The 25715-nt window shown below is 72.0% G+C and carries 26 protein-coding genes; 11 read left to right on the top strand and 15 right to left on the bottom strand.

The window, feature by feature from the left end:
- Positions 1-19: 19 nt before the first annotated feature.
- Together AB0917_RS10410 and AB0917_RS10405 are read left to right on the top strand one after the other, a co-directional pair.
- The gene (locus tag AB0917_RS10410) at positions 20-994 is read left to right on the top strand and encodes a DUF2690 domain-containing protein (protein WP_366819097.1); all 975 of its coding nucleotides are present in this window, start codon (positions 20-22) and stop codon (positions 992-994) included.
- A 299-nt stretch (positions 995-1293) separates the two neighbouring features.
- A complete protein-coding gene (locus tag AB0917_RS10405; RefSeq protein ID WP_366819093.1) occupies positions 1294-2283 on the top strand; it encodes a malate dehydrogenase in 990 nt (329 codons plus the stop codon).
- An 81-nt stretch (positions 2284-2364) separates the two neighbouring features.
- Here the strand turns inward: AB0917_RS10405 and AB0917_RS10400 are convergent, their stop codons facing one another.
- Complete coding sequence (locus AB0917_RS10400) at positions 2365-3093, bottom strand: isocitrate lyase/phosphoenolpyruvate mutase family protein (RefSeq protein WP_366819092.1); 729 nt, start codon at positions 3091-3093, stop codon at positions 2365-2367.
- Between the two features lie 29 nt (positions 3094-3122).
- On the bottom strand, positions 3123-3638 hold the full coding sequence (locus tag AB0917_RS10395) for a carboxymuconolactone decarboxylase family protein (protein ID WP_366819091.1): 516 nt from the start codon (positions 3636-3638) through the stop codon (positions 3123-3125).
- 47 nt (positions 3639-3685) lie between these two features.
- Here AB0917_RS10395 and AB0917_RS10390 point away from each other — a divergent pair, with 47 nt between their 5' ends.
- The 3 genes from AB0917_RS10390 (at position 3686) to AB0917_RS10380 (ending at position 6801) form a co-directional block, all read left to right on the top strand.
- Entirely contained in the window at positions 3686-5110 is a 1425-nt protein-coding gene (locus AB0917_RS10390) for a PLP-dependent aminotransferase family protein (protein ID WP_366819090.1), read from the top strand.
- A gap of 181 nt (positions 5111-5291) precedes the next feature.
- Positions 5292-5609 (top strand): hypothetical protein, encoded by a 318-nt coding sequence (locus AB0917_RS10385; protein WP_366819089.1) that lies wholly within the window; start codon positions 5292-5294, stop codon positions 5607-5609.
- A 4-nt stretch (positions 5610-5613) separates the two neighbouring features.
- On the top strand, positions 5614-6801 hold the full coding sequence (locus tag AB0917_RS10380; RefSeq protein WP_366819088.1) for a glutathionylspermidine synthase family protein: 1188 nt from the start codon (positions 5614-5616) through the stop codon (positions 6799-6801).
- Positions 6802-6985: 184 nt separating this feature from the next.
- Here the strand turns inward: AB0917_RS10380 and rocD are convergent, their stop codons facing one another.
- Positions 6986-8191 (bottom strand): ornithine--oxo-acid transaminase, encoded by a 1206-nt coding sequence (gene rocD / locus AB0917_RS10375; protein ID WP_366819087.1) that lies wholly within the window; start codon positions 8189-8191, stop codon positions 6986-6988.
- A 323-nt stretch (positions 8192-8514) separates the two neighbouring features.
- Between rocD and trpS the strand changes: the two genes are divergently transcribed.
- On the top strand, positions 8515-9507 hold the full coding sequence (gene trpS, locus AB0917_RS10370; RefSeq protein ID WP_366819096.1) for a tryptophan--tRNA ligase: 993 nt from the start codon (positions 8515-8517) through the stop codon (positions 9505-9507).
- 102 nt (positions 9508-9609) lie between these two features.
- Positions 9610-10200, top strand: coding sequence for a 2'-5' RNA ligase family protein (locus AB0917_RS10365; RefSeq protein ID WP_366819086.1), 591 nt, complete (start codon positions 9610-9612; stop codon positions 10198-10200).
- 25 nt (positions 10201-10225) lie between these two features.
- Here the strand turns inward: AB0917_RS10365 and AB0917_RS10360 are convergent, their stop codons facing one another.
- Both AB0917_RS10360 and AB0917_RS10355 read right to left on the bottom strand, forming a co-directional pair.
- Positions 10226-10981, bottom strand: coding sequence for a decaprenylphospho-beta-D-erythro-pentofuranosid-2-ulose 2-reductase (locus AB0917_RS10360; RefSeq protein WP_366819085.1), 756 nt, complete (start codon positions 10979-10981; stop codon positions 10226-10228).
- A gap of 159 nt (positions 10982-11140) precedes the next feature.
- On the bottom strand, positions 11141-12511 hold the full coding sequence (locus AB0917_RS10355; protein ID WP_366819084.1) for an FAD-binding oxidoreductase: 1371 nt from the start codon (positions 12509-12511) through the stop codon (positions 11141-11143).
- Between the two features lie 186 nt (positions 12512-12697).
- Between AB0917_RS10355 and AB0917_RS10350 the strand changes: the two genes are divergently transcribed.
- A complete protein-coding gene (locus tag AB0917_RS10350; protein WP_366819083.1) occupies positions 12698-13657 on the top strand; it encodes a YihY/virulence factor BrkB family protein in 960 nt (319 codons plus the stop codon).
- A 46-nt stretch (positions 13658-13703) separates the two neighbouring features.
- Here AB0917_RS10350 and AB0917_RS10345 read toward each other — a convergent pair whose 3' ends face one another.
- Entirely contained in the window at positions 13704-14972 is a 1269-nt protein-coding gene (locus AB0917_RS10345; protein WP_366819082.1) for a D-alanyl-D-alanine carboxypeptidase, read from the bottom strand.
- 133 nt (positions 14973-15105) lie between these two features.
- Here AB0917_RS10345 and AB0917_RS10340 point away from each other — a divergent pair, with 133 nt between their 5' ends.
- The 3 genes from AB0917_RS10340 to AB0917_RS10330 all read left to right on the top strand — a co-directional run bounded on the left by AB0917_RS10340 (position 15106) and on the right by AB0917_RS10330 (position 18661).
- Positions 15106-15351: a hypothetical protein gene (locus tag AB0917_RS10340; RefSeq protein WP_366819081.1), complete on the top strand. Its 246-nt coding sequence runs from the start codon at positions 15106-15108 to the stop codon at positions 15349-15351.
- A gap of 33 nt (positions 15352-15384) precedes the next feature.
- Positions 15385-16827: a metallophosphoesterase gene (locus tag AB0917_RS10335; protein ID WP_366819095.1), complete on the top strand. Its 1443-nt coding sequence runs from the start codon at positions 15385-15387 to the stop codon at positions 16825-16827.
- Positions 16828-17107: 280 nt separating this feature from the next.
- Positions 17108-18661 (top strand): ABC transporter substrate-binding protein, encoded by a 1554-nt coding sequence (locus AB0917_RS10330; protein WP_366819080.1) that lies wholly within the window; start codon positions 17108-17110, stop codon positions 18659-18661.
- A gap of 118 nt (positions 18662-18779) precedes the next feature.
- Here AB0917_RS10330 and AB0917_RS10325 read toward each other — a convergent pair whose 3' ends face one another.
- The 9 genes from AB0917_RS10325 to sdhC form a co-directional block, all read right to left on the bottom strand.
- On the bottom strand, positions 18780-19556 hold the full coding sequence (locus AB0917_RS10325; RefSeq protein WP_366819079.1) for a TetR family transcriptional regulator: 777 nt from the start codon (positions 19554-19556) through the stop codon (positions 18780-18782).
- Positions 19557-19566: 10 nt separating this feature from the next.
- On the bottom strand, positions 19567-19995 hold the full coding sequence (locus AB0917_RS10320) for a DCC1-like thiol-disulfide oxidoreductase family protein (RefSeq protein ID WP_366819078.1): 429 nt from the start codon (positions 19993-19995) through the stop codon (positions 19567-19569).
- Positions 19992-20438: a hypothetical protein gene (locus tag AB0917_RS10315; RefSeq protein WP_366819077.1), complete on the bottom strand. Its 447-nt coding sequence runs from the start codon at positions 20436-20438 to the stop codon at positions 19992-19994. The genes AB0917_RS10320 and AB0917_RS10315 overlap by 4 nt, the downstream gene beginning before the upstream one ends.
- Before the next feature lie 95 nt (positions 20439-20533).
- A complete protein-coding gene (locus AB0917_RS10310; protein ID WP_366819076.1) occupies positions 20534-21430 on the bottom strand; it encodes a hypothetical protein in 897 nt (298 codons plus the stop codon).
- Between the two features lie 16 nt (positions 21431-21446).
- On the bottom strand, positions 21447-22046 hold the full coding sequence (locus AB0917_RS10305; protein ID WP_366819075.1) for a hypothetical protein: 600 nt from the start codon (positions 22044-22046) through the stop codon (positions 21447-21449).
- 135 nt (positions 22047-22181) lie between these two features.
- Positions 22182-22949, bottom strand: coding sequence for a succinate dehydrogenase iron-sulfur subunit (locus AB0917_RS10300; protein WP_366819074.1), 768 nt, complete (start codon positions 22947-22949; stop codon positions 22182-22184).
- On the bottom strand, positions 22949-24703 hold the full coding sequence (gene sdhA, locus AB0917_RS10295) for a succinate dehydrogenase flavoprotein subunit (RefSeq protein ID WP_366819073.1): 1755 nt from the start codon (positions 24701-24703) through the stop codon (positions 22949-22951). The genes AB0917_RS10300 and sdhA overlap by 1 nt, the downstream gene beginning before the upstream one ends.
- Positions 24704-24733: 30 nt before the next feature.
- Positions 24734-25216, bottom strand: a complete 483-nt coding sequence (locus AB0917_RS10290) for a succinate dehydrogenase hydrophobic membrane anchor subunit (protein WP_366819072.1) — start codon at positions 25214-25216, stop codon at positions 24734-24736.
- A 5-nt stretch (positions 25217-25221) separates the two neighbouring features.
- Entirely contained in the window at positions 25222-25602 is a 381-nt protein-coding gene (gene sdhC, locus AB0917_RS10285) for a succinate dehydrogenase, cytochrome b556 subunit (protein WP_003966815.1), read from the bottom strand.
- Between the last annotated feature and the right edge of the window lie 113 nt (positions 25603-25715).

Below are 25715 nucleotides of genomic sequence, written 5' to 3'. Positions count from 1 at the left end.
CAACGAAAAACGCAACTCGATCACCAAGATCGAACTGCGCACCCGGGCGCGTATCGTCATTCTGCCGAACGACCACCTGGAAACCCCGCATTTCGCCCAGGCGCGCGAGGCGCTGGGCCCGACGGACCCGGCGGGCGGCGGCGGCAGGAGCGGCCCCGGCCGGTCCGCCGGCGGCCGTCACACGGTGGCCGGTTCCGGCGGGCGCGGCTCCACGGCGACCGGGCCGGAGGGTTACGGACCGGAAGGTTACGGACCGGAGGGTTACGGGCCCGAGGGTTACGGGCCGGACGGTCACGGAACCGGCCACCGTGGCCCGGACGGCGACCGCCCCGGCGGCCACCGGACCGACGCGTACGGCGAAGAGGCCCACGGCGGCGACGGACGCACCCCCTCCGCCCCCGGCCGGCGCGGTGCCGGGCCCTCGGTCCCGCAGCAGCGGCAGGGCGGACGTCGGGCGGACGCGAAGCGGGGCGGCGGCGTGTCGGGCCGGGCCGCCGACGGCCGCGGCAGGGCGGCCATGCTCGCCGTCGGCGCGGCCGGAGCCCTGATCGTGATCGTCGGCGCCGTGATGCTCGCGCCCGGCGGCGACGAGCCCGCCAAGGCCACCCCGCCCCCGACGGCCGCGCCCACGACGAAGGAACCCGCCGCCGAACTGCCCGTCGGCGTCGAGTGCCGGGGCGCCGACTGCGCCGGACAGAACCCCGAGGCGATGGGGTGCGGCGGCGACTACGCCCGTACGGTCTCCACCGCCGAGGTCGGCGGTGCCCGCGTCGAGGTCCGGTACAGCGAGGTCTGCTCCGCCGCCTGGGCCCGGCTCACCGAGGCGGGCCTCGGCGACACCGTGACGATCACCGGGGGCGCGGAGGCGGACGGGCAGGACAGCGAGGTCATGGGGGCCACGGAGGCGTACACCCCGATGGTCGCGGTGGAGAAGGCGGCCGACGCCAAGGCCTGCGCGACGCTCACCTCCGGCACGCAGGGGTGCACGGCCTGAGGCCCGCACGGTCTGAGGCCTGCGCGGTCTGAGGCCTGCACGGTCTGAGGCCGTCAGAACGGCGCGCACCGCACCGCACCCAACCGCACCGCGCCGTGCGTGCGGTGAGTGACCGGCTGTGCGCGCCACCACAGGGGGCCGGGCGGCCCGGCCCGGCCGGGTCCGATAGCCTGGCCGCCGGATATCTCTTCACGTCAAGATTCGTCGGAAGACGCGTCGGGGCGCGAAGGGGTCTCCCGCACCAGGGTCCGGCACCAGGGGCCGGGACCCCCACCGCCAGCTGTCTAACGGAGACCGCCATGACCCGCACTCCCGTGAATGTCACCGTGACCGGCGCTGCCGGCCAGATCGGCTACGCGCTGCTCTTCCGCATCGCCTCCGGCCACCTGCTCGGCCCGGACGTGCCGGTCAACCTGCGCCTCCTGGAGATCCCGCAGGGCCTCAAGGCCGCCGAGGGCACCGCGATGGAGCTCGACGACTGCGCCTTCCCGCTGCTGCGCGGGATCGAGATCACCGACGACCCGAACGTCGGCTTCGCCGGTGCGAACGTGGCCCTGCTCGTCGGCGCCCGCCCCCGTACCAAGGGCATGGAGCGCGGCGACCTGCTCGCCGCCAACGGCGGCATCTTCAAGCCGCAGGGCAAGGCGATCAACGACAACGCCGCGGACGACATCAAGGTCCTCGTCGTCGGCAACCCGGCCAACACCAACGCGCTCATCGCGCAGGCCGCCGCCCCGGACGTACCGGCCGAGCGCTTCACCGCGATGACCCGCCTGGACCACAACCGCGCGATCTCGCAGCTGGCCGCCAAGACCGGCGCCGCCGTCTCCGACATCAAGAAGCTGACGATCTGGGGCAACCACTCGGCCACCCAGTACCCCGACATCTTCCACGCGGAGATCGCCGGCAAGAACGCCGCCGAGACCGTCGACGACGAGGTGTGGCTCGCCGACACCTTCATCCCGACCGTCGCCAAGCGCGGCGCCGCGATCATCGAGGCCCGTGGCGCGTCCTCGGCCGCCTCGGCCGCCAACGCCGCCATCGACCACGTGCACACCTGGGTCAACGGCACCGCCGAGGGCGACTGGACCTCGATGGGCATCCCGTCGGACGGCTCCTACGGCGTCCCCGAGGGCATCATCTCCTCGTTCCCGGTCACCACGAAGAACGGTGTCTACGAGATCGTCCAGGGCCTGGACATCAACGAGTTCTCCCGTACGCGCATCGACGCGTCGGTCAAGGAGCTGACCGAGGAGCGCGACGCGGTCCGCGAGCTCGGCCTGATCTGATCCGGCCCGCACCCGCACCACACCGGACGCCCCTGGCAGCACACGCTGCCGGGGGCGCTCGGCGTCCGGGGCCCGTGCGGCCTACCGCAGCCGCCGCGCCGCCTCCCGCGCCGCCGCCACCGCCAGTCGCTGGAGGCCGGGGCCGAACGTGATGCGGGCCGCGCCCAGTTCGCCCAGCCGGCGGACGGCCGGGGCGTCCGGCGTACCGAAGGCGTTGACCGGCACGGGCACGGCGGCGGCCAGTGCGGGCAGGTCCTCGGGCGGGGCGGCGATCGGGTACACGCCGTCGGCGCCCGCCGCCGCGTAGCGCCGGGCCCGGTCGAGCGCGTCCGCCGTACGGTCCGTACCGGCGGGTGCCTCGCGGAGATAGGTGTCGGTACGGGCGTTGAGGAAGAGGCGGTCGCCCGCCGCCTGGCGGAAGGCGGCCGGCCGGTCGGCCTGGTGGCCCGGGTCCAGCAGGACGCCGTCCACCGAGTCCTCCAGGTTGCAGCCGACGGCCCCCGCCTCCAGGAGCCGTTCCACCAGCTCCTTCGGCTCCAGCCCGTAACCGGCCTCGATGTCCGCCGACACGGGTACGGAGACCGCGCGGACGATCCGGGCCACGGCGGCGAACATCTCGTCCGCCGGGGTCCGCCCGTCCTCGTGGCCGAGCGAGGCGGCGACGCCCGCGCTCGGGGTCGCCAGCGCCGGGAACCCGGCCTCCTCCAGCGCCCGCGCGCTCGCCGCGTCCCACGGCCCCGGCAGTACCAGCGGGTCGTCGGCGGCGCGGCCGTGGTGCAGGGCGCGGAAGACGGAGACGGGGCCGGCCATGGGGTTCTCCTCGGGGGCGGGGGCGGCGGTCAGTGCTTGATGTCGCCGGGTGTGTAGTGGCCGGGGACCTGCCGGGTGGCGACCCCGAAGCGGTTCCAGGCGTTGATCACCGTGATCGCGGCGATCAGCCGGGCCAGTTCGGCCTCCTCGAAGTGTTCGGCGGCCCGCGCGTAGACGTCGTCCGGGACGAATCCGTCGGTCAGGACGGTGACGGCCTCCGTCAGCTCGATCGCCGCGATCTCCTTCTCCGTGTAGAAGTGGCGCGACTCCTCCCAGGCGCTCAGCTGGATGATCCGCTCGACGCTCTCGCCCGCCGCGAGGGCGTCCTTGGAGTGCATGTCCAGGCAGAGCGCGCACTTGTTGAGCTGCGAGGCCCGGACCTTCACCAGCTCCAGCAGCAGCGGGTCGAGCCCTTTGCGCGAGGCGGCGTCGAGGCGGATCATCGCCTGGAAGACCTCGGGGACCAGCTCGGTCCAGGGCAGGCGGGCGGAGTGCTCGGGGGCGTACGGAGTGTCCGTGTGGGTGTGGTGCGCGGTTGTTGTCACGGCATCGACGCTACGGGCCCGGTGGCTCCCCGGTATGGTCCATTTCCATGACGGATTCCTGGGCCACTTTCGGCGCCGACCTGCACCTCGAACCCGTCGGTGCGGGGCTGCGCAGCGGGCTGATGGAGGCCCTGCGGGAGGCGGTGCGCAGCGGGCGGCTGGCCCCCGGCACCCGGCTGCCGTCCTCCCGGGCGCTCGCCGCCGACCTGGGCATCGCCCGCAACACGGTCGCCGACGCCTACGCCGAACTCGTCGCCGAGGGCTGGCTCACCGCCCGCCAGGGCTCCGGGACCCGGGTCGCGCAGCGGGCCGCACCGCGCCGGGCCGACCCGGTGGCGGCCCGCACCCGGCAGGCCCGGCCCCGGACCGGCCACAACCTGAAACCGGGCTCCCCGGACGTGTCCTCCTTCCCGCGCACCGCCTGGCTCCGGGCGGCCCGCAAGGCGCTCGTCGCGGCGCCCGACGAGGCGTTCGACTACGGCGACCCGCGCGGGCGCCGCGAACTGCGCACGGTGCTGGCCGAGTACCTGGCCCGCGCCCGGGGGGTCCACGCCGACCCGGAGCGCATCGTGATCTGCTCCGGCTTCGTCCACGGGCTGACGCTGCTGGGCACGGTCCTCCACCGGCGCCGGACGCGGGACGTCGCCGTCGAGTCGTACGGGCTCGGCCTGCACCGCGGCCTCATCGCCGGCGCCGGGCTCGCCACCCCCCGCCTGGAGCTGGACCACCTGGGTTCGCGGACCGGGGAGCTGGCCGCGATGCGCGGTACGGGGGCGGTCCTGCTGACCCCGGCGCACCAGTTCCCCACCGGCGTACCGCTCCACCCGGACCGGCGGGCCGCCGCCGTCGACTGGGCGCGGGCCGGCGGGGGGCTGATCCTGGAGGACGACTACGACGGGGAGTTCCGCTACGACCGGCAGCCCGTCGGGGCGTTGCAGGGACTCGACCCCGAACGGGTCGTCTACCTCGGCACCGCCTCCAAGTCGCTCGCCCCCGGCCTGCGCCTGGGCTGGATGGTGCTGCCCCGGGGCCTGGTGGCGGAGGTCGTGGCGGCGAAGGGCGCGTTCGACCGGATGTCCGGCACCATCGACCAGCTGACGCTCGCGGAGTTCATCGCCTCGGGGGCGTACGACCGGCATGTGCGCTCCATGCGGCTGCGCTACCGGCGCCGCCGCGACCAGCTCGTCGCGGCGCTCGCCGACCGCGTGCCGGGCATCGAGGTCAGCGGCATCGCGGCCGGGCTGCACGCGGTCCTCGAACTCCCCGCGGGCACCGAGCGCGCGGTGGTCCAGGCGGCGGCCATGCAGGGCCTGGCGCTGGAGGGCCTGGCGAACTACCGGCACCCCGACGCCCCGGCCGGGCGCGACGCGCTGGTGATCGGCTACGGCTCCCCGTCGGAGAGCGCCTGGACGGGCGCGCTGGACGCGCTGTGCCGGGTGCTGCCCCAGGAGGTGTCCGGCACTTCCGCGTGAGCCGGCGGGCCGCGACGGGCGCCGTGACCGCGTGGGGCGCGGCGAGCGCGGTCCCACCCTCCGGCTTCCGAACCGGCGTACCGTACACCTATTCTGACAACCAGTCCGGTGGCGGGACGAGAGGTGAGAGGCGCCGGACGGGTACGACGCATGGCGCACGACGCACGGGGGAGAACTGAACATGGCCCATCGGAGGCTGAGGTCGAGCACGGTCGTGCTCGGCGGTATGGGGCTGCTCGCCCTGGCGATCACATCCTGCGGATCGGAACCGGACCGGCGCTGCGCCGACCGGTCGACCCGCGAGGCCCTGCCCAGTTACGAGTGCCGGGGCGGCGGCGGGGGCGGATCCACGGGCGGCGGCGGCTCCGGCGGAGGCCGGGGCTCGTACTACTACGGCGGCAGCACCAGCAGCTACGACGGCAAGGTCCAGGGCGGCAGCTTCGACAAGTCGGCGGTCGACCGGGGCGGCTTCGGCTGCACCAAGTCCGGCGGGGGCTGAGCCGATGGAGCGCCGCACCGTCGAACCGCGCCCCGGCTGGCAGGAGACCGTCGAGTCGCAGGGGCTGGTCTACCCGCTCACCCGCTACCCGGACGGGTCCCTGCGCCCGTACTGGGACGAGAGCGCCTACTACGTCTTCTCCCTGCCCGAGGTCGAGGCGCTGGAGGAGACCGTCGAGGAGCTGCACACGATGAGCCTGGCCGCCGCCGCGCACATCGTGGCGAAGGATCGTTTCGCCGATCTCGGGATCACCGACCCGCGACTGGCCGCTCTGGTCGCCGACTCCTGGCACCGCCGCGCCGAACTGCCGTCCGTCTACGGGCGGTTCGACCTGCGGTACGACGGCAGCGGCCCGGCGGTGATGCTGGAGTACAACGCCGACACCCCGACCTCGCTGGTCGAGGCCGCCGGCGCGCAGTGGTTCTGGATGGAGGAACGGTTCCCCGGCGCCGACCAGTGGAACTCCCTGCACGAACGGCTGGTGGACGCCTGGAGGCGGCAGGCGCCCCTGCTGCCGCCGGGCCCGCTGCACTTCGCGCACTCGGAGGGCGACGAGGCCGGCGAGGACCTGATGACGGTCGCGTATCTGCGCGAGACCGCCCAGCAGGCCGGGATCGAGACCGAGGCCCTGTCCGTGGAGGAGATCGGCTGGGACCGGCTGAGCGGCCGGTTCGTCGACGACCGGCTCCGCTTCATCCGCAGCTGCTTCAAGCTCTACCCGTGGGAGTGGCTGACCACGGACCGCTTCGGGCCGCAGGTGCTGGACACCCTCGACAACGGCGGCGGCTCCGGCACCACCTGCTGGATCGAGCCCGCCTGGAAGATGCTGCTCTCCAACAAGGCGCTGCTGGCGATCCTGTGGGAGCTGTACCCGGGCCACCCCAACCTGCTGCCCGCCTATCTCGACGGCCCCCGCGAGCTGGCCGGGCCCGGCGGGGCGGGGTACGTCTCCAAGCCGCTGCTCGGCCGCGAGGGCGCCGGGGTCGACCTCCACGGCCCCGGCTCCCCGGCGGTCCCGCGCGAGGAGCCGTGCTGCTACCAGGAGCTGGCACCGCTGCCCGACGTCGACGGCAACCGGGTGGTGCTCGGGGCGTGGGTGGTGGAGGACGAGGCGGCCGGGCTCGGCATCCGGGAATCGGCGGGGCCGGTCACGGACGAGTACGCCCGCTTCCTGCCCCACGTCATCCTCTGAGACCTCGCGTCGTCCTGTGGGGCCTCGCGTCGGCCTCTGGGACTTCGCGTCGTTCTATTGGGACCGCACGTCGTCCTCTGGGACCGCACGTCGTCCTCTGGGACCGCACGTCGTCCTCCGGGACCGCACGTCGTCCTCCGGGACCCCGCGTCGTCCTCTGAGACCCCACGTCATCCTCCGGGACCTAAGGGGTCAGCACCGTCCGCAGCCGGTCCAGACCCCAGTCCAGGTCCTCCTTGGAGATCACCAGCGGCGGGGCGATCCGGATCGTCGAGCCGTGGGTGTCCTTCACCAGCACCCGCTCCTCCAGCAGCCGCTCGGAGATCTCCCGCCCGGTGCCGAGGGCGGGCGTGACGTCGACGCCCGCCCACAGCCCCCGGCCGCGTACCGCCTCCACCGCACCGCCCCCGGTCAGCAGCCCCAGCTCCCGGTGCAGATGGTCGCCCAGCTCGGCGGCGCGCTCCTGGTACTCGCCGGTCCGCAGCATCGCGATCACCTCCAGCGCCACCGCACACGCCAGCGGGTTGCCGCCGAACGTGGAGCCGTGCTCGCCCGGCCTGAACACCCCGAGCACGTCCGCCGAGGAGACGACGGCCGACACCGGCACCACCCCGCCGCCGAGCGCCTTGCCCAGCAGGTACATGTCCGGCACCACGCCCTCGTGCTCGCACGCGAAGGTCTTCCCGGTACGCCCCAGCCCCGACTGGATCTCGTCCGCGATGAAGAGCACGTTCCGCTCCCGGGTCAGCTCCCGCACCCCGGGCAGATAGCCGGCCGGCGGCACCAGCACCCCGGCCTCGCCCTGGATCGGCTCGATCAGCACCGCCACGGTGTTCTCCGTCATCGCCTCCCGGAGCGCGGTGAGATCCCCGTACGGCACGATCTCGAACCCCGGGGTGTACGGGCCGTAGTCGGCCCGCGCCTCCGGATCGGTGGAGAAGCTGACGATCGTCGTCGTGCGGCCGTGGAAGTTGTCCGAGGCGACGATGATCTTCGCCATCCCGTCCGGCACGCCCTTGATCCGGTAGCCCCACTTCCGGGCGGTCTTCACCGCCGTCTCCACGGCCTCCGCCCCGGTGTTCATCGGCAGCACCATCTCCATGGAGCACAGCTCGGCCAGCCGCGTACAGAAGTCGGCGAACCGGTCGTGGTGGAAGGCCCGGGAGGTCAGCGTCACCCGCTCCAGCTGGGCCTTGGCCGCGTCGATCAGCCGGCGGTTGCCGTGACCGAAGTTGAGCGCCGAGTACCCGGCGAGCAGATCGAGGTAGCGGCGCCCCTCGACATCGGTCATCCAGGCACCCTCCGCCGAGGCCACGACGACCGGCAACGGGTGGTAGTTGTGCGCGCTGTGCGCCTCGGCGGAGGCGATGGCAGTTTCCGTGGTCGACACGGGATCTCCGTTCGTCGTGCGGCGTGGGCGGTGGTGGTGCCCACTTTGTATCGTCGGTCGCATCCGGCGCGGGGAAACCTTCAGTTCCCGGCGCGCCCGCCCGCGCGCACTCCGGCGGCCGGAATGTGCGCTTCGTCTCAGGTGCGCGCTCCTGGGGCGTGAGCGGCCCCCGTACCCGAGCGGGTGCGCCCCCGCTGCGCCCCGCACCGGCTGCCGGAGATCGCCCCCGCACCTGAGACAATGGGCCCATGGCCTCTGATCGCCCCGCGCTCTCCACCGACCAGCCGCAGACGGGCAGCACCGGCGTGCCCGCCCGTCCGCGCGTGCTCTCCGGGATCCAGCCCACCGCCGGCTCGTTCCACCTCGGCAACTACCTCGGCGCGGTGCGCCAGTGGGTGGCGCTGCAGGAGACCCACGACGCCTTCTACATGGTCGTGGACCTGCACGCGATCACGGTGCCGCAGGACCCCGCCCAGCTGCGGGCCAACACCCGGCTCGCCGCGGCGCAGCTGCTCGCGGCCGGCCTGGACCCGGAGCGGTGCACGCTCTTCGTCCAGAGCCATGTGCCCGAGCACGCCCAGCTCGGCTGGGTGATGAACTGCCTCACCGGCTTCGGCGAGGCCTCCCGGATGACGCAGTTCAAGGACAAGTCCGCCAAGCAGGGCGCCGACCGCGCCACCGTAGGCCTCTTCACCTACCCCGTCCTCCAGGTCGCCGACATCCTGCTCTACCAGGCCAACCAGGTCCCGGTGGGCGAGGACCAGCGCCAGCACATCGAGCTGACCCGCGACCTCGCGGAGCGGTTCAACGGCCGGTTCGGGCAGACGTTCACCGTCCCGGCGCCGTACATCCTCAAGGAGACGGCGAAGATCTACGACCTCCAGGACCCGGCGGTCAAGATGAGTAAGTCGGCCTCCACGCCGAAGGGCCTCATCAACCTCCTCGACGACCCGAAGGCCACGGCGAAGAAGGTCAGGAGCGCGGTCACCGACACCGACACGGTGATCCGCTTCGACGAGGAGAAGAAGCCGGGCGTCAGCAACCTGCTCACGATCCTCTCCACCCTCTCCGGCAGCCCCGTCGAGGACCTGGAACGGAAGTACGAGGGCAAGGGCTACGGTGCGCTGAAGACCGACCTGGCCGAGGCCATGGTGGAATTCGTCACCCCCTTCCGGGCCCGCACCCAGGAATATCTGGACGACCCGGAGACGCTGGACTCCCTTCTGGCCAAGGGCGCGGAGAAGGCCAGGGCCGTCGCCGCCGAGACCCTGGCGCAGACGTACGACCGGATGGGCTTCCTGCCCGCCAAGCACTGAGTCCAAGGGCCCTGGCGAGATCAGGGCCGAAGGGGCCACACTTGCGGCGGCGGGTCGCGGCGCAAGGCCGGAAATCGACCATCGACGATGGAGGAGAACGACGTGGGGACCGTAACGCTCGGCGTTTCGATCGCGGTCCCGGAGCCCTACGGCAGCCTGCTCCAGGAGCGGCGCGCGAGCTTCGGGGATCCCGCCGCGTACGGCATTCCCACCCACGTCACCCTCATGCCGCCGACCGAGGCGGAGGCGGCCGACCTGCCGGCGATCGAGGCGCACCTCGACCGGATCGCCACGGCCGGCCGCCCCTTCCCGATGCGGCTCTCCGGGACCGGCACGTTCCGGCCGCTCTCCCCGGTGGTCTTCGTCCAGGTGGTCGAGGGCGCCTCGGCCTGCTCCTGGCTCCAGAAGCGGGTCCGGGACGCCTCGGGGCCGCTGGTGCGCGAGCTCCAGTTCCCCTACCACCCGCACGTCACCGTGGCGCACGGCATCTCCGAAGAGGCGATGGACCGGGCCTACGCGGAGCTCGCCGAGTACGAGGCGGCCTGGACCTGCGGCTCCTTCGCGCTCTACGAGCAGGGCGCGGACGCCGTCTGGCGCAAGATCCGGGACTTCCCGTTCGGGGCCGGGGGCGGTGCGCCCGCCGTCCCGGCCCAGAGCGGTTACTCGGTCGACGCGCCGTCGCTGCGCCCCTGAACCACCCGCCGCGTCCTCCCGGCCCTCACACCGGCAGCCGCCGGAACAGCGGGCGCGGCACGTGCCGCAGCGCCGACATCACCACCCGGAGCGAACCGGGCACCCACACCGTCTCCGAGCGCCGCCGCAGCCCCGTCACGATCGCCCCGGCGACCGCCTCCGGGGTGGTGGAGAGCGGCGGCTCCGGCTGCCCGGTCATCGCCCGTGTCCGTACGGTTCCGGGGCGCACGACCAGCACCTGTACGCCGGTGCCCTGGAGCGCGTCCCCGAGCCCCTGGGCGAAGGCGTCGAGCCCCGCCTTGCTGGAGCCGTAGATGAAGTCGGCCCGCCGGGCGCGTTCCCCGGCCACCGAGGACAGCACCACCAGCGAACCGTGCCCCTGCGCCTGGAGTGCGCCGGCGCACACCAGCCCGGCGGAGACCGCCCCCGTGTAGTTGGTCTGGGCGACCTGGACCGCCGCCGACGGCTCCTCCTCGTCGCGTGCCTGGTCCCCGGTGATCCCGAACGCCATCAGCACCACGTCGATGTCGCCCTCCGCGAAGACCTTCCCGAGCACCTCCTCGTGCGTGGCCGTGTCCAGCGCGTCGAAGGCGACCGTACGGACGTCGGCGCCCCGGTCGCGCAGCTCGACGGCGGCCGCTTCCAGGGCGGGGGAGGGGCGGCCGGCCAGCCGGACGCGGCGGGTGCGCAGGGCGGTCAGGCGGCGCGCGGTGGCCAGGGCGATCTCGGAGGTGCCGCCGAGGACGAGCAGGGACTGCGGGGCACCGAAGGCGTCCTTCACGGAACACTCCTGTTCAGGGGGAACTTACGTACGTACAGGGGCAGGGCGGGCCGGACGGGCAGGGCGGGCCGGACGGGGTGGACGGGCCGGATGGGGTTGACGGGCCGGACTAGCCGGACGGGGTGGGCGGGGCCGGACGGAGTGGGCGGGCCGGACGGGTCACAGACCGAGCCGGCGGGCCAGGTCCGAGCGGAACGCCCCCGTCGGGTCCAGCTCCGCCCGCAGCTCCCGGAACTCCGCGAGGCGCGGGTACATCGCGGCCGCCGTCTCCGGGCGCATCCGGGCGTCCTGCGCCAGGCAGACCCGGCCCCCGGCCGCCGCCACCTCCTCGTCGAGCCCGTCCAGGAAGCGGCCGAGACCGGGCAGCGCGGCGGGCAGGCCGACGGTGAGCGCCCAGCCGGGCGCGGGGAACGACAGCCACCCCGGTGACGGGGCGCCGAGGAGCTGGAGCTCGGCCCCGAGCGCGGGGCAGCGCCGCGCCGAGAGCCGCCGAACCACCCGGCTCAGCGTCTCCTCCTGCCCGTACCCGACCGTGAACCGATAGCGCACGAGCCCGGCCCGGCCCCGCGGCCGGTCCCACGCGGGGGCGGCGTCCAGCGGGTGGAAGAAGGCGGCGGCCGTCCGTAGCTCACCGCTCCGCGCGCGGGGCGCACTCCGGTAGCGGACCTCGTCGAGGAGGGCGGTGGCGGCCGGGCCCAGCAGCCCGCCGGAGAGGGCCGACAGGGCCGACAGGGCGGCGGTCCATGGTTCGCGCTGCCGGTGAGCAGCTGTGCGCCGGGCGTGCGCCGGTAGCACGGAGAGGGGCGCATGCTCCCCCCAGGTGAGGACACCGCGCCCGGTCGCCCGGCCCCGGGCGGACAGGTCGACCCAGGCGGAGGCGTACGGCACCCGGCCCGCACGCCGGCCGCCGACGGCCGTGAGGCGGGCCAGCAGGTCGTCCAGGTCCGTGGCCCGCTCGGTGGAGACGGCGATCAGCGGGGTGGCCACGCGCTTCAGGCGGAGCGTGGCGGAGAGGATCACCCCGGTCAGCCCCAGGCCGCCGGTGGTCGCGTCGAAGAGGGCGGTGCCGGGCGTCACCGTACGCACCTCGCCGTCGGCGGTGAGGAGGCACAGCTCGCTGATGTGCCGGGCGAGCGAACCGGCGCCCGGGTGGTCGCGGCCGTGCACGTCGGAGCCGATCGCGCCGCCCACGGTGATCCGTCCGCTCCCGGGGACGACCGGCGGAAACAGGCCGCGCGGCAGCACGACGCGCAGCAGCCGCTCCAGGCTCACCCCCGCGTCGCAGCGGACCGTCCCCGCCCCCTCGTCCAGCGCGCGGACGCGGTCCAGGCCCGTCATGTCGAGCACCGAGCCGCCCGCGTTCTGCGCCGCGTCACCGGGCGCGCGCCCGAGCCCGCGGGCGATGGCGCCCCGGGGCCCGCGGCCCCGGACCACGGCGGCCGCTTCCTCGTACGTGCGCGGGCGAAACCGTACGGCGGTGGTCGGGGCGGTGCGGCCCCAGCCGGACAAGGACACCGTGTCGACGGACATGCCCGTGACCGTAGCCCCGGGCGTATCGTCCGGGAAAACCTATTCGTCTCCTTTGTTACATCCCTCACCGGAATGGGTGATGGAGCGGGTGCCACGGGGGCGGGGCCTCGCTCTTTCGGACGCGTCCGGAAGAGTCCTCGGTGCGGTCCGCAGGTTTTCGGGGCCCGGGAGGGTACGCGTAGGTTCATGGACTGGCTCAAGAAACTCCCCGTCGTCGGGCCGCTCGTCTCCCGGCTGATGGAGACACACGCCTGGCGCTCCTACGAGCGGCTGGACCGGGTCCACTGGGCCAGGCTCGCCGCCGCGATCACCTTCATCAGCTTCCTGGCGCTCTTCCCGCTGATCGCGGTCGGCGCGGCGGTCGCGGCCGCGCTGCTGAGCGACCGACAGCTCGACACCATCCAGGAGAAGATCGCCGACCAGGTGCCGGGGATCTCCGACCAGCTGGGCATCGACAACCTGGTGGCCAACGCGGGCACGGTCGGTCTGGTGGCCGGTGTGCTGCTGCTCTTCACGGGTGTCGGCTGGATCGGCTCGATGCGGGAGTGCCTGCGCGCGGTCTGGGAGCTGGACGACGTGCAGGAGGCCAATCCGGTCGTCGCCAAGCTCAAGGACGCCGTGCTCCTGGTCGGTCTCGGCGGAGCGGCGCTCGCCACCCTGGCGGTCTCCACCGTCGGGACGACCGCCATCGGCTGGACCGCCGACCAACTCGGCATCTCCCAGGGCGGGGTGGGCGGCATCCTGCTCCAGCTGGCGGCCCTGGTGGTGGCGGTCCTCGCCGACTTCCTGCTGATGCTCTATCTGCTGTCGCTGCTGCCCGGTACGGAGCCGCCGCGGCGCCGCCTGGTGGTCGCGGCCCTGATCGGAGCGGTCGGCTTCGAACTGCTCAAGCTGCTGCTCGGCAGCTACATCAAGGGGGTCGCGGGCAAGAGCATGTACGGCGCGTTCGGTGTGCCGATCGCGCTGCTCCTGTGGATCAACTTCTCCGCCAAGCTGCTGCTGTTCTGCGCCGCCTGGACCGCGACGCGGTCAAAGGAGGAGGACGACGAGGACGTCGAGAGGGAGGACGACAAGGAAGCCGGGAAGGCCGTGCAGGCCGGGGAGCCGGAGGCCACCGAGACCGGCGGCTCCACCCGGGCCTCCTGAGTCATGGAGCCCGAGCCCTCCCGCGTCGGCACCCGGGCCTCCTGAATCAGTCCTGCGGCGCCTGGCGGCCCCGGCCGCCCAGCGGCCAGCGGCGGTTCACCAGGAACACCGCGGCGGCCAGGGCCACCAGTACGCCACCGACGATCGCCAGCGCGACACCGACCCCGCCGGACGCCTGTCCGGCCGCCGCCGCGTGGGCGGCCTTGGCCTGGCCCCCGGTGCCCTGGTCCGCCCCGGAGGCCGGCTGCGCGCCCTTGCCGCCGGAGATGTCGCCGGTGCCGGTGTCCACGGACTTCGGCGGCACCAGCTCACCGACCGGCCGCACCTTGCCGCTCGCGGCGAAGCCCCAGTCGAGCAGGTCGGCGGCCTCCTTGTAGACGGCGTGGCTCTCGTCCGCCGACGGGTTCATGACGGTGACCAGCAGCACCCGGCCGTCGCGCTCGGCGACCCCGGTGAAGGTGTTGCCCGCGTGGGTGGTGTAGCCGTTCTTGACGCCCGCGATGCCCTTGTACGGCTCGACGCCGTTGTCCCCGGTGATCAGCCGGTTGGTGTTCTGGATCTCGAAGGTCTCGCGCTTCTTGCCCTTCTTCTTCTCGCCGGGGAAGTCGGCGGAGGCCGTCGCCGCGTACTCGCGGAAGTCCTTCTTCTGCATGCCGCTGCGGGCGATCAGCGTCAGGTCGTAGGCGCTGGAGACCTGGCCCGGCGCGTCGTACCCGTCCGGTGAGACCACCGTCGTGTCCAGCGCCTGGAGCTCCTCGGCGTGCTTCTGCATCGCCGTCACGGTCTCGGCGACCCCTCCGTTCATCTCCGACAGCACGTGCACCGCGTCGTTGCCCGACCGGAGGAAGACCCCGAGCCACAGGTCGTGGACCGTGTACGTGTGGTCCTCCTTGACGCCCACCAGGCTGCTGCCCTCACCGACCCCCGCCAGGTCGCTGTCCTTCACCGTGTGGGTCAGGGTGGTGGGCTGGAGCGCGGGCAGGACCGTGTCCGCGAACAGCATCTTGAGGGTGGAGGCGGGCGGCAGCCGCCAGTGGGCGTTGTGCGCCGCCAGCACCTGCCCGTTCTCCGCGTCCGCGACGACCCACGAACGGCCGGTCAGCCCCTTGGGCAGCACCGGGGCACCCGGGCCGAGGTTGACCTGGGTGCCGACCTTGGAGAGCTGCTCCCCACCGATGCTGGACATCACGTGGTTCGGCTGCGGTTGCTTGTCCTTCTCCTTGTCCTTGTCGGCCGCCCACGCGGGGGTGAGGACAAGACTGGACAGCACGGCGGCGGAGGCGACCGTCGAAGCGATCTTTTTCAGAGCGGGCACGGTCGAAAACGTACAGGGCGAAGATGTGGATGGGGACCCGGACCGGCTGACCCGCCGAAGGGGTGGCCGGGACTGCCCCTTTCGGACGCCACCCCGGGCGAGGGGCCCGGAGGGGGGCGGCGATACTGGATCCATGAAGCTCAGCCGCCCCGTCTCCTGGTTCCTGCTCGTCTTCGGGGTGTGGAGCTGGTTCATCTGGATCACTTTCGTCAAGAACCTGTGGCAGGACGGCAGCGGGCTCGCGTTCGACGACGCGGGTGAGCCGACCGGGTACTTCTGGGTGCACCTGCTGCTCGCCATCACGTCCTTGTCTCTGGGGACGGCGGTCGGCGCGATCGGGTTCCGTGGTGTCCGGGCTTTGCGCAACGAGCGCGCATGACGACAGGAACGTAGGGAAGCGCGGATGGCAGCAGTGGTCTTCGTCCTGGTGGCACTCGTGGTGCTGGCGCTCCTGGCGAGCGTGCACCGCTATGTGTGGCGCCGGTTCGTCGGTGACACGACGGCACCGGGCAGCAGGATGCGCAAGGTGGGCACCGTCGCCGCCTTCGTGCTGCCTCTGCTGAGCGTCGGCGCCATGAGTTCCGGCCGGATCGGCGCGCCCTTCTGGCTCCAGCAGGTGCTCGCCTGGCCGGGGTTCCTGTGGCTGGCCGCCCTGCTGTATCTGACGCTGGCCCTGCTGGTGGGCGAGGTCGTCCGCCCGGTCCTCGGCCGGGTGCTCGCCCGGCGCGACGCGGCGGCCGCCGCCCGGAGCGCCGCCGGAACCGGAACCTCCGTATCGGCGGTGGACGGAACCGTGGCCGCGACCGCGAGCGGAACCCGCCCCCGTACGGAGGAACTCGTCCCGGCGGGCCTGGCCTCCCCGTCCACCCAGGCCGGCCAGGGGGCCTCGGCCTCCCCGGTCACCGAACCGGAACCGGAAGCGGCGGCAGGAACGGAACCCGCCACACCGGTGGAACCGGAACCGCGACCGGACGCGTCGGTGGAGCCGGAACCGCGACCGGAATCGCCGGCCACCGCAGCACCCGCCCTCCCCTCCCGGCGGCTCTTCGTCTCCCGGGTCGTCGGGGGCGCCGCTGCCGCCGCCGGGCTCGCCACCGTCGGGTACGGGACCTACGGCGTGCTGCGCGGACCGACCGTCAAGCGCGTCACCGTGCCGCTCGCCAAGCTGCCCCGCGCGGCCCACGGCTTCCGGATCGCCGTCGTCAGCGACATCCACATCGGCCCGATCCTCGGCCGTGCCCACACCCGGCGCATCGTCGACACGATCAACTCCACCTCGCCCGACCTGGTCGCCGTCGTCGGCGACCTCGTCGACGGCTCGGTGGCCGACCTCGGCTCCGCCGCCGAACCGCTGGCGGGGTTGCGGGCACCGCACGGCAGCTTCTTCGTCACCGGCAACCACGAATACTTCTCCGGCGCCGAGCAGTGGGTGAACCACGTCCGCGAACTGGGGCTGATCCCGCTGGAGAACGCCCGGGTGGAGATCGGCGGCTTCGACCTCGCCGGGGTCAACGACGTGGCGGGTCAGACCGAGGGCCAGGGCCCCGACTTCGTCCGCGCGCTCGGCGACCGGGACCGCTCCCGGGCCTCCGTCCTCCTCGCGCACCAGCCCGTCGTCATCCACGACGCCGTCGAGCACGGCGTCGACCTCCAGCTCTCCGGCCACACCCACGGCGGACAGCTCTGGCCGGGGAACTACCTCGCCGAGCTGGCCAATCCGACCGTGGCCGGGCTCGAACGGTACGGCGACACGCAGCTGTTCGTCTCGCGCGGGGCGGGCGCCTGGGGGCCGCCGGTACGGGTCGGCGCCCCGGCCGACATCACCGTCGTCGAACTCGCCTCGCGCCAGGCCTAGAAAGCCGCCTCCCCGCCTCCGGATGCGTTGCGGTTGCGATCATGCGACTTTCGCCAAAACCGCACCGTAACGTCACCGTCAGCTACGGAAAATTGCAGGTGGGAGGCGAGAAACGTCCTTTTCGGACACGCTGCGTCGAGCGTGTCCAACAAAAGGCTGTGAGTGCCCCATTTACTCTTCCAGATGTGAAAATCGTGTGATTGGGTAAGCGCGAACGTGCGGCGGTGTGCGTGTCTGAGCGCGGCCCGCCGTGGTGGGGCTGGTAAGGGAGAGCACGGCAATGCGGTCGGTCCGGGTACGGATTCTCGCGATACTCGCGGTTTTGGTCATCGCAGGCGTCGGCGCCTGGCAACTGCTCCCGTCGGGGGAGGCGAAGACCGACGCGATCACCGTCGGGACGTCGGACGTCGTGACCTCCCTGGACCCGGCCGGTGCGTACGACGCGGGTTCCTGGGCGATCTACAGCAACATCTACCAGTCGCTGATGACCTTCAAGCCCGGCGCCATCGTGCCGGAGCCGGACGCGGCGGAGAGCTGCGGGTTCGTCGGGCAGAAGCTCCAGACGTACCAGTGCAAGCTCCGCGACGACCTGACCTTCTCCAACGGCCGGAAGATCACCGCCGAGGACGTCAAGCACTCCTTCGACCGGATCTTCACGATCAAGTCGGACGTCGGCCCCTCGGGTCTCTTCCCCACGCTCGACACGGTGACGACCGAGGGCCGCACGATCACGTTCAACCTCTCCGGCAAGGACGCCACCTTCCCGCAGAAGCTCGCCACCGGCGCCGCGGCGATCGTCGACTCGACCAAGTACCCGGAGAACGAGCTCCGCAAGGGCAGCCAGATCGACGGCTCAGGCCCGTACGTCCTCAAGTCGTACGAGTCGGGCAACCGCGCCGTGCTGGTGCCGAACCTGAAGTACAAGGGCGCGCTCAAGAAGATCGGTGAGGCCGTCACGATCCGCTACTTCAAGACGTCCGAGGACCTGCTGGCCGCCTGGGACGGCGGCGAGGTGGACGTCGCCCACCGCCAGCTGCCGTCCGCGAAGCTCGCCGAGCTGGACACGGGCGACCCGGACGTGCGGGTGACCGAGGCGGCCAGTGCCGAGATCCGCAACCTGATCTTCAACGTCCGTGACGGCTCCCCGTTCGCCGACAAGAAGATCCGTCAGGCCGTCGCCGCGATCCTCGACCGGGGGCCGCTGGTCAGCAAGGTCTACCAGGGCACGGTCGACCCGCTGTACTCGCTGATCCCCACCGGCTACATCGGGCACAGCACCCCCTTCTTCGACGCCTACCCCTCGTCCGACCCGAAGCGCGCCGCGCAGCTGCTGGAGGAGGCCGGCGTCGAGACTCCGGTGGCCGTCAACTTCGCCTACCGCGAGGGCGACATGTACACCAAGGAGACCGCCGAGCTGCGGCGCCAGATGGAGAAGGACGGGCTCTTCAAGGTCTCGGTCAAGGCCGTGGAGTGGACGAGGTACCAGAAGGGGTACGCGGCCGCCGAGTACGACATGTACACCGTCGGCTGGTTCCCCGACTTCCCGGACCCCGACACCTTCAGCCAGCCGCTCGTCGGCACCGGCAACGTCCTGCACAGCGGCTACTCCAGCAAGAAGATGGACAAGCTGATCACCGCGACGCAGCAGTTCAGCGACCGCGGCCGGACCTCCAACGACTTCAAGGCGATGCAGAAGCTGGTCGGCGAGGACGTGCCGCTGCTGCCGCTGTGGCAGAAGAAGGACTACGTCGTCGCCAAGACGGGCGTCGCCGGCTCCCAGTACCTCTCCGACGGCACCGGCTTCTGGCGCCTGTGGGAGCTCAGCTGGCTCTGACGGTCCGCCCCGGCCGAGGGCCGGGGCGCATCGCGGGCCGGCCGACCGGCCCGGTAGCTGACCAGTAGTCGGCCCGCCCGGCAGCCGGTCAGCCAGCAGCCGGTCAGCCAGCAGTCGGTCAGCCGGTGGCCGGTGGCCGGGGCCCCGTCCCGGCCGCCTGGCCCGGCATGAACTCCACCAGCACCGAGTGCACCTGACGTACGAGCGGTCGCAGCACCCGGAAGCGGGAGAGCGCGATGGCCCGTGCGGCGATCGGCGCGGTGCGCTCGACGAGCCGCCGGCTGCGCTCGGCGCCAGGGGAGCGGTCGTACACCCAGAACAGCACCAGGCCCATCTGTATCAGCCAGAGCAACTCGGGCAGCAGCGGGGCCAGTTCGGGATCGCTCTTGGTGCTCGAACCGGCGAGGGTGTCCCGGTGGATGGAGATCGCCGCCTCACGGGCCGCCACCGACTCGTCGGAGAACGGGGAGAGCGGACTCTCCGGGTCGGCCGCGTTCTTGAAGAACTGGGCGGCGAACCGGTGGTACGGCTCCGCCACGTCCAGCCAGACCAGCAGCACCCCCCGGATCCGCGCGGCCAGCTCCGCCTCGTCCGCGAGGACGGGCCGCACCGCCGCCGCGTGTTCGCCGGCGATGCGGTCGTAGAAGCCCTGGACCAGGTGTTCCTTGGAGGAGAAGTAGTAGTAGGCGTTCCCGACGGAGACGCCCGCCTCCTGCGCGATGGCCCGCATCGTCGTCCGGTCGTACCCCCGCTCGGCGAAGAGCCGGAGCGCCGTCTCGAGAATCAGCGTGCGGGTCTGCTCGCTCTTCGCGGCCTTGCCGGGCGGGGCGGCCTTGCCGGCCTTGGCGGGCTTCGCGGCCCCGTTCTCCTGCTCGTTCTTCTCTTCCTTCACCACGGCCCCAAGGTTAGGGCCTCCGTGGCCCGCCCGGTGGCACGGTGCACGCCTGCCCCGGGCCGCACCGCGGAGCCGTCGCCGACCGGTACCTCGCCGCGGCGAGCACGGTCCCCCGGGCGAAGGGCGCTCCCGCCGGGGTGGTCAGCCAGTGGGCCTTCGAACGGTACTCGGCCAGCGCCCACAGGCAGACGATCCAGGCGGAGGCCCCCAGGTAGACCTGCCCCAGGTCGCCCACCGCGGTGATCTCCGCGTAGGTGGAGGCGGGGTCCAGCTCCGGGAACCGCCGCCGCGCCTCGGCGGATCCGACCGGTACGAGGTCCAGCGGGACGAGCTGGCGCTGACGGCCGAGCCAGTGCCTCAGGTGGGTGCAGAGCGGGCACTGGGCGTCGTAGAGCACGGTGAGCCGGCGGACGGGCCAGGAGGCGGTCACCGAGGTCACTGTCCGGGAGCGGGAGCGGGGGCGGGTGCGGCCCACGGGCCGGGGGCCCCCGGCTTCGTCCAGCCCTGCGGGGGTACGGGCGGCGTCTGCTCGCGCTCCAGCGCGCTGCGGCGGCGGATGCGGCTGAGCACGTACACGTTGCCCAGGTGCATGACGCCGAGCACCAGCAGGACCACGCCCACCTTCACCGAGAGCGCCTCGAAGAGTCCGCGGGCGTCGGCCACCCCGTCGGCGTTCTTGAGGTAGAGCGTGACGAACCCGAGGTTGACCAGGTAGAAGCCCACCACCAGCAGGTGGTTGACGGCTTCGGCGAGCTTCTCGTTCCCGTGCAGCACGTCGGCGAGGAAGACCCGCCCGTTACGGCTGAGGGTGCGGGCGACCCAGACGGTGAGCGCCACGCTGATCAGCAGGTAGATGACGTACGCGACAACAGTGAGGTCCATGCCTCACCCTCCTTTGAACGCGTTCAAATCTGCTCTTGGGCATGACTGTAGACCCCTTCTTGAACATGTTCAAGAAGGGGTCTACAGGTGTGGTGTCAGAGGGACTTGGCCCCCGGCCCCGACGGCTCGGACAGCTCGGCCGACTCGGACCGCTCGGACGGCTCGGACAGCTCCCGGGACTCAGGAGGCTCGGACGGCTCCCGGGGCTCCGGCGGCTCGGTCAGCGCGTCCGCGATCTCCGCGCGCAGCGCCTCACCGTGCAGCGACGGCAGCTCCGCCAGCATCTCGGCCCACTCCTCGGCCGCACCGTCCACCGCCTCCCGGAACCCCCGCTCGATCGGCCTCCGGGCGAAGAACAGCCCCACCGCGCCCACCGGACGCAGCAGCCACCGCCCGCGCACGCTCAGCACGACGCGGACCCGCCAGGTGCCGTCCTCCGCCGGGTGCGGGGTCACCGTCAGACGGGCCTTGCCCAGCCGGTGCACCGCCTTGCCGATGACGGGGGCCCGAGCCGCCGGGGGCGCCGAGGAGGGCCGGTCCAGCGCCGCCCACCAGGCGTGCAGGTCGGCCTTGGCGCGGCCCGAGAAGCGGTACAGCGAACCGCCCTTCGGGTTGTGCCCGTCGAGGGACACCTCCAGCGCCCTGGGTGCCCGGGGATCGCGCAGCCGCACCCCCACCCGTAGGGCCATGCCCTCCTCCGCCATGAGGCTCTCCACCTCGACGGTGCGCGAGGGCCGCCACTCGCGCAGGACGGTCGTCTCCGACGTCTCCGGCGCCTCACCCTCCCCGGGCGCCTCACCGTACTGCGCCCCCGACTGGAGGTGGCGCCCCTTCAGCAGCCGCAGACCGTGTACCGGGCGCCCGTCGGGCAGCAGGATCGCGCCGCCCTGCTCCCGGGAGGCGTCGAAGAGGTCCACCACCGTCGAGGCCGCCTCCTCGAACCAGGGGCGGTCCAGGGCGGCGACGGTGACCGTGTGCTCGTAACGTGCCATGACGCCGGCCCGGCGCTCAGGCGCTCATCGAGCGGGCCTGGTTGAGCTGGCCCATCACGGCGGGGAAGGTGTGCGGGCCCGTCGCCGGGATCATCGTGCCGTGGTGACGGCCGCCGCTGACGACGGTGACCTGGACGAACCCGACGGTCCGCTTCTCCTTCATCAGCAGGAAGAGCAGGCCGACCAGGCAGAACAGGGCGAAGACGATCGCCAGCACGATGGCGTGCGCCGGGATCTTCTCCTCGGTGCGCGACATGTCGGTCGCCGTCCAGACCGCGCCCCTGAGGGGCATCGTCCCCGAAGGGGTGACGATCGCGTCGGTCATGACCGTGATGTCGCCGATCGACAGCACCGGGGCCCCGCCCTGACCGGGCACGCCCTGGGGTACGGGGAGGTACTGGCCGGGCATCGTCGGCTGCGCCGGGTTCGGGTAGCCGTAGCCGGGGCCGGGCTGGACCGCCGACTCGGGCAGCGGCTGCGGGTAGCCGTACGCGGGCGCGGGGCCCGGCGGCGGGTAACCGTACGCCTGCCCGTCGGCCACCGTCGGCGGGTGGCCGTGCTGCTGGGGAGGACCCCACTTGTACGCGTCGCCCGGTGACGGATTCGGCTCGCTCATGGGGATCCCCGTTCTCTGTACGTCCTGAGCTCCGCATGACCGTACCGCCCGTATCGCCCGGACGCAGCAACGAGCCCCGGCCGCCTCGGTCGTGACGACCGGGGCGGCCGGGGCCCGTGAAGGTCCTCGAAGGGGTCAGAAGCGACGCGTGATGAGCGCGCGCTTCACCTCCTGGATCGCCTTGGTGACCTCGATGCCACGGGGGCAGGCGTCCGTGCAGTTGAACGTGGTACGGCAACGCCACACGCCGTCACGGTCGTTGAGGATCTCCAGCCGCTGCTCGCCGGCCTCGTCGCGCGAGTCGAAGATGAAGCGGTGCGCGTTGACGATCGCCGCCGGGCCGAAGTACTGGCCGTCGTTCCAGAACACCGGGCACGAGGACGTGCACGCGGCGCACAGGATGCACTTGGTGGTGTCGTCGAACCGCTCGCGGTCCTCCGCGGACTGAAGGCGCTCGCGGGTCGGCTCGTTCCCCTTGGTGACGAGGAAGGGCATGACGTCGCGGTAGGCCTGGAAGAACGGGTCCATGTCGACCACGAGGTCCTTGAGGACCGTGAGGCCCTTTATGGCCTCCACCATGATCGGCTTCTCCGGGTTGATGTCCTTGATCAGCGTCTTGCAGGCGAGCCTGTTCTTGCCGTTGATCCGCATCGCGTCGGAGCCGCAGATGCCGTGCGCGCAGGACCGGCGGAACGTCAGGGTCCCGTCGAGCTCCCACTTGATCTTGTGAAGGGCGTCGAGGACACGCTCCTTCGGGTCGATCTCGATCTGGAAGTCCTGCCACTGAACCTCGTCGGAGACCTCCGGGTTGAAGCGGCGGATCCGGAACGTGGCCGTGATGAACGGAGAGTCGGCGAAGCCGGCTTCGGCCTTGTCGGTCTTGTCCAGGGTCGGGGTAGCCATCAGTACTTACGCTCCATCGGCTGGTAGCGGGTCGTCACGACCGGCTTGTAGTCGAGCCGGATCGACTCGGCGCCGTCGGCGGCCACCTCGCGGTACGCCATGGTGTGGCGCATGAAGTTGACGTCGTCGCGGTTCGGGTAGTCCTCGCGGTAGTGACCGCCGCGGGACTCCTTGCGGGCGAGCGCGGAGACCGCCATGACCTCGGCCAGGTCGAGCAGGTTGCCCAGCTCGACGGCCTCCAGCAGGTCGGTGTTGAACCGCTTGCCCTTGTCCTGGATGGACACGTCGAGGTACCGCTCGCGCAGCTCGGCGATCTTGTCGACGGCCGTCTTGATCGTCTGCTCGGTGCGGAACACCATGACGTTGGCGTCCATGCACTCCTGGAGCTCCAGGCGCAGGGTCGCCACGCGCTCGGTGCCGGTGGAGTTGCGCAGCCGCTCCACCTGGTCGGCGACGAGCTGGGCCGGGTTCTCGGGAAGCTCGACGAAGTCGTTCTTCGCCGCGTACTCGGCCGCCGCGATGCCCGAGCGCTTGCCGAAGACGTTGATGTCGAGCAGCGAGTTGGTGCCCAGGCGGTTGGCGCCGTGCACGGAGACACAGGCGACCTCGCCGGCGGCGTACAGGCCCGGGACGACGGTGGTGTTGTCGGCCAGCACCTCGCCCTCGACGTTGGTCGGGATGCCGCCCATGGCGTAGTGCGCGGTCGGCTGGATCGGGATCGGGTCCGTGTAGGGCTCGATGCCGAGGTAGGTCCGCGCGAACTCCGTGATGTCCGGGAGCTTGGCGTCCAGCTGCTCCGGCGGCAGGTGGGTCAGGTCCAGGTAGACGTGGTCGCCGGCCGGACCGCAGCCGCGGCCCTCGCGGATCTCCGTGTAGATGGAGCGCGAGACGACGTCACGGGAGGCCAGGTCCTTCATGACCGGCGCGTACTTCTCCATGAAGCGCTCGCCGTCCTTGTTGCGGAGGATGCCGCCCTCACCGCGGGCGCCCTCCGTCAGCAGGATGCCCATGCGCCAGATGCCCGTCGGGTGGAACTGGAAGAACTCCATGTCCTCCAGCGGCAGGCCGCGCCGGTAGCAGGCCGCCTGGCCGTCACCGGTCAGGGTGTGCGCGTTGGAGGTCACCTTGAAGAACTTGCCGGTGCCGCCGGAGGCGTAGATGACCGACTTCGCCTGGAAGACGTGGATCTCGCCGGTCGCCAGCTCGAACGCGACGACGCCGGCGGACTTCTTGACCCCGTCGACCTCGGTGATCAGCTGGTCCAGGACGTAGAACTCGTTGAAGAACTCCACGCCTTCCTTGACGCAGTTCTGGTACAGCGTCTGGAGGATCATGTGGCCGGTGCGGTCCGCGGCGTAGCAGGACCGGCGGACCGGGGCCTCACCGTGGCTGCGGGTGTGACCGCCGAAGCGGCGCTGGTCGATGCGGCCCTCGGGCGTCCGGTTGAACGGCAGGCCCATCTTCTCCAGGTCGAGGACGGCGTCGATGGCCTCCTTCGCCAGGATCTCGGCCGCGTCCTGGTCGACCAGGTAGTCGCCGCCCTTGACCGTGTCGAAGGTGTGCCACTCCCAGTTGTCCTCCTCCACGTTGGCGAGCGCGGCGGCCATGCCGCCCTGCGCGGCGCCCGTGTGGGAGCGGGTGGGGTAGAGCTTCGTCAGCACGGCGGTGCGGCTGCGCTTGGTCGACTCGATGGCCGCGCGCATGCCGGCGCCGCCGGCGCCGACGATGACGGTGTCGTACTTGTGGATCTGCATGGTTTTCCTCTGGTCCCTCTGTCCCGGCGCCTAGCGGATGTTCGGGTCGAAGGTGAAGATCACCAGCGTGCCCAGCAGGACGGTGAACACCGTGGCGGTGTACAGGAGCATCTTCAGCCAGAAGCGGGTCTTGTCCCGTTCGGCGTAGTCGTTGATGACCGTACGGAGGCCGTTGGCGCCGTGGAGCATGGCGAGCCAGAGCATCGTCAGGTCCCAGATCTGCCAGAACGGCGAGGCCCAGCGGCCCGCCACGAAGGCGAAGCCGATCTTGGAGACGCCGCCGTCGAGCACCAGCTGGATCAGCAGGTGGCCGAGGACGAGGACGACCAGGACGATGCCCGACAGGCGCATGAAGAGCCAGGCGTACATCTCGAAGTTGGTGCGCGATCCCTTGGGCGTCTTGGCCGTCCGCTTGCGCGGGGGCTCGATCACCGGGGCCGGGTGGTCGACGTCGTAGAGGCTCACGCCCTCGACGTCGCCGATCGCGGCTGCGGAAGAAGTCTCGCTGGACATGGGCCTCAGCTCCCGAAGACGTCGCGTACGGCGTGACCGAGGACGGGGTACAGGGCCCCGACCATCAGCACGATCCAGATGCCCAGCACGGTCCAGAGCATCTGCTTCTGGAAGCGCGGGCCCTTGGCCCAGAAGTCCACGGCGATGATCCGGAGACCGTTCAGCGCGTGGAAGAGAATGGCGGCCACGAGGCCGTATTCGAGGAGCGCGACGATCGGCGTCTTGTACGTGGCCACGACTTCGTCGTAGGCCTCGGGGGAGACGCGGACGAGAGCGGTGTCCAGGACGTGTACGAACAGGAAGAAGAAAATGAGGACACCGGTGACTCGATGAGCCACCCAGGACCACATGCCTTCCCGGCCGCGGTACAGCGTTCCAGCCGGCACGGAAGAACCCTCCGGGAGCGGGGATGAGGGTCGGCCGGCTTGACTGTCGGTCTGACCCGGCCGGGTACGGTCCACCGGCCCCGGCCATCGTAGCGACGCATTGTCGGTTCGTT

It is taken from the genome of Streptomyces sp. NPDC007346, assembly GCF_040703535.1.
Taxonomy (GTDB): domain Bacteria; phylum Actinomycetota; class Actinomycetes; order Streptomycetales; family Streptomycetaceae; genus Streptomyces.
This window is presented reverse-complemented; position numbering and strand designations above follow the sequence as displayed.

Bases quoted from the DNA above. Each gene is read 5' to 3' on its own strand.
- AB0917_RS10330 (WP_366819080.1), top strand. From the start codon at position 17,108: ATGCGGTCGGTCCGGGTACGGATTCTCGCGATACTCGCGGTTTTGGTC.
- AB0917_RS10355 (WP_366819084.1), bottom strand. From the start codon at position 12,511: ATGTCCGTCGACACGGTGTCCTTGTCCGGCTGGGGCCGCACCGCCCCG.
- AB0917_RS10385 (WP_366819089.1), top strand. From the start codon at position 5,292: ATGGCCCATCGGAGGCTGAGGTCGAGCACGGTCGTGCTCGGCGGTATG.
- AB0917_RS10290 (WP_366819072.1), bottom strand. From the start codon at position 25,216: ATGTCCAGCGAGACTTCTTCCGCAGCCGCGATCGGCGACGTCGAGGGC.
- AB0917_RS10310 (WP_366819076.1), bottom strand. From the start codon at position 21,430: ATGGCACGTTACGAGCACACGGTCACCGTCGCCGCCCTGGACCGCCCC.
- AB0917_RS10380 (WP_366819088.1), top strand. From the start codon at position 5,614: ATGGAGCGCCGCACCGTCGAACCGCGCCCCGGCTGGCAGGAGACCGTC.
- AB0917_RS10315 (WP_366819077.1), bottom strand. From the start codon at position 20,438: ATGGACCTCACTGTTGTCGCGTACGTCATCTACCTGCTGATCAGCGTG.
- AB0917_RS10350 (WP_366819083.1), top strand. From the start codon at position 12,698: ATGGACTGGCTCAAGAAACTCCCCGTCGTCGGGCCGCTCGTCTCCCGG.
- AB0917_RS10400 (WP_366819092.1), bottom strand. From the start codon at position 3,093: ATGGCCGGCCCCGTCTCCGTCTTCCGCGCCCTGCACCACGGCCGCGCC.
- sdhA (WP_366819073.1), bottom strand. From the start codon at position 24,703: ATGCAGATCCACAAGTACGACACCGTCATCGTCGGCGCCGGCGGCGCC.
- AB0917_RS10305 (WP_366819075.1), bottom strand. From the start codon at position 22,046: ATGAGCGAGCCGAATCCGTCACCGGGCGACGCGTACAAGTGGGGTCCT.
- AB0917_RS10405 (WP_366819093.1), top strand. From the start codon at position 1,294: ATGACCCGCACTCCCGTGAATGTCACCGTGACCGGCGCTGCCGGCCAG.
- AB0917_RS10390 (WP_366819090.1), top strand. From the start codon at position 3,686: ATGACGGATTCCTGGGCCACTTTCGGCGCCGACCTGCACCTCGAACCC.
- AB0917_RS10340 (WP_366819081.1), top strand. From the start codon at position 15,106: ATGAAGCTCAGCCGCCCCGTCTCCTGGTTCCTGCTCGTCTTCGGGGTG.
- AB0917_RS10300 (WP_366819074.1), bottom strand. From the start codon at position 22,949: ATGGCTACCCCGACCCTGGACAAGACCGACAAGGCCGAAGCCGGCTTC.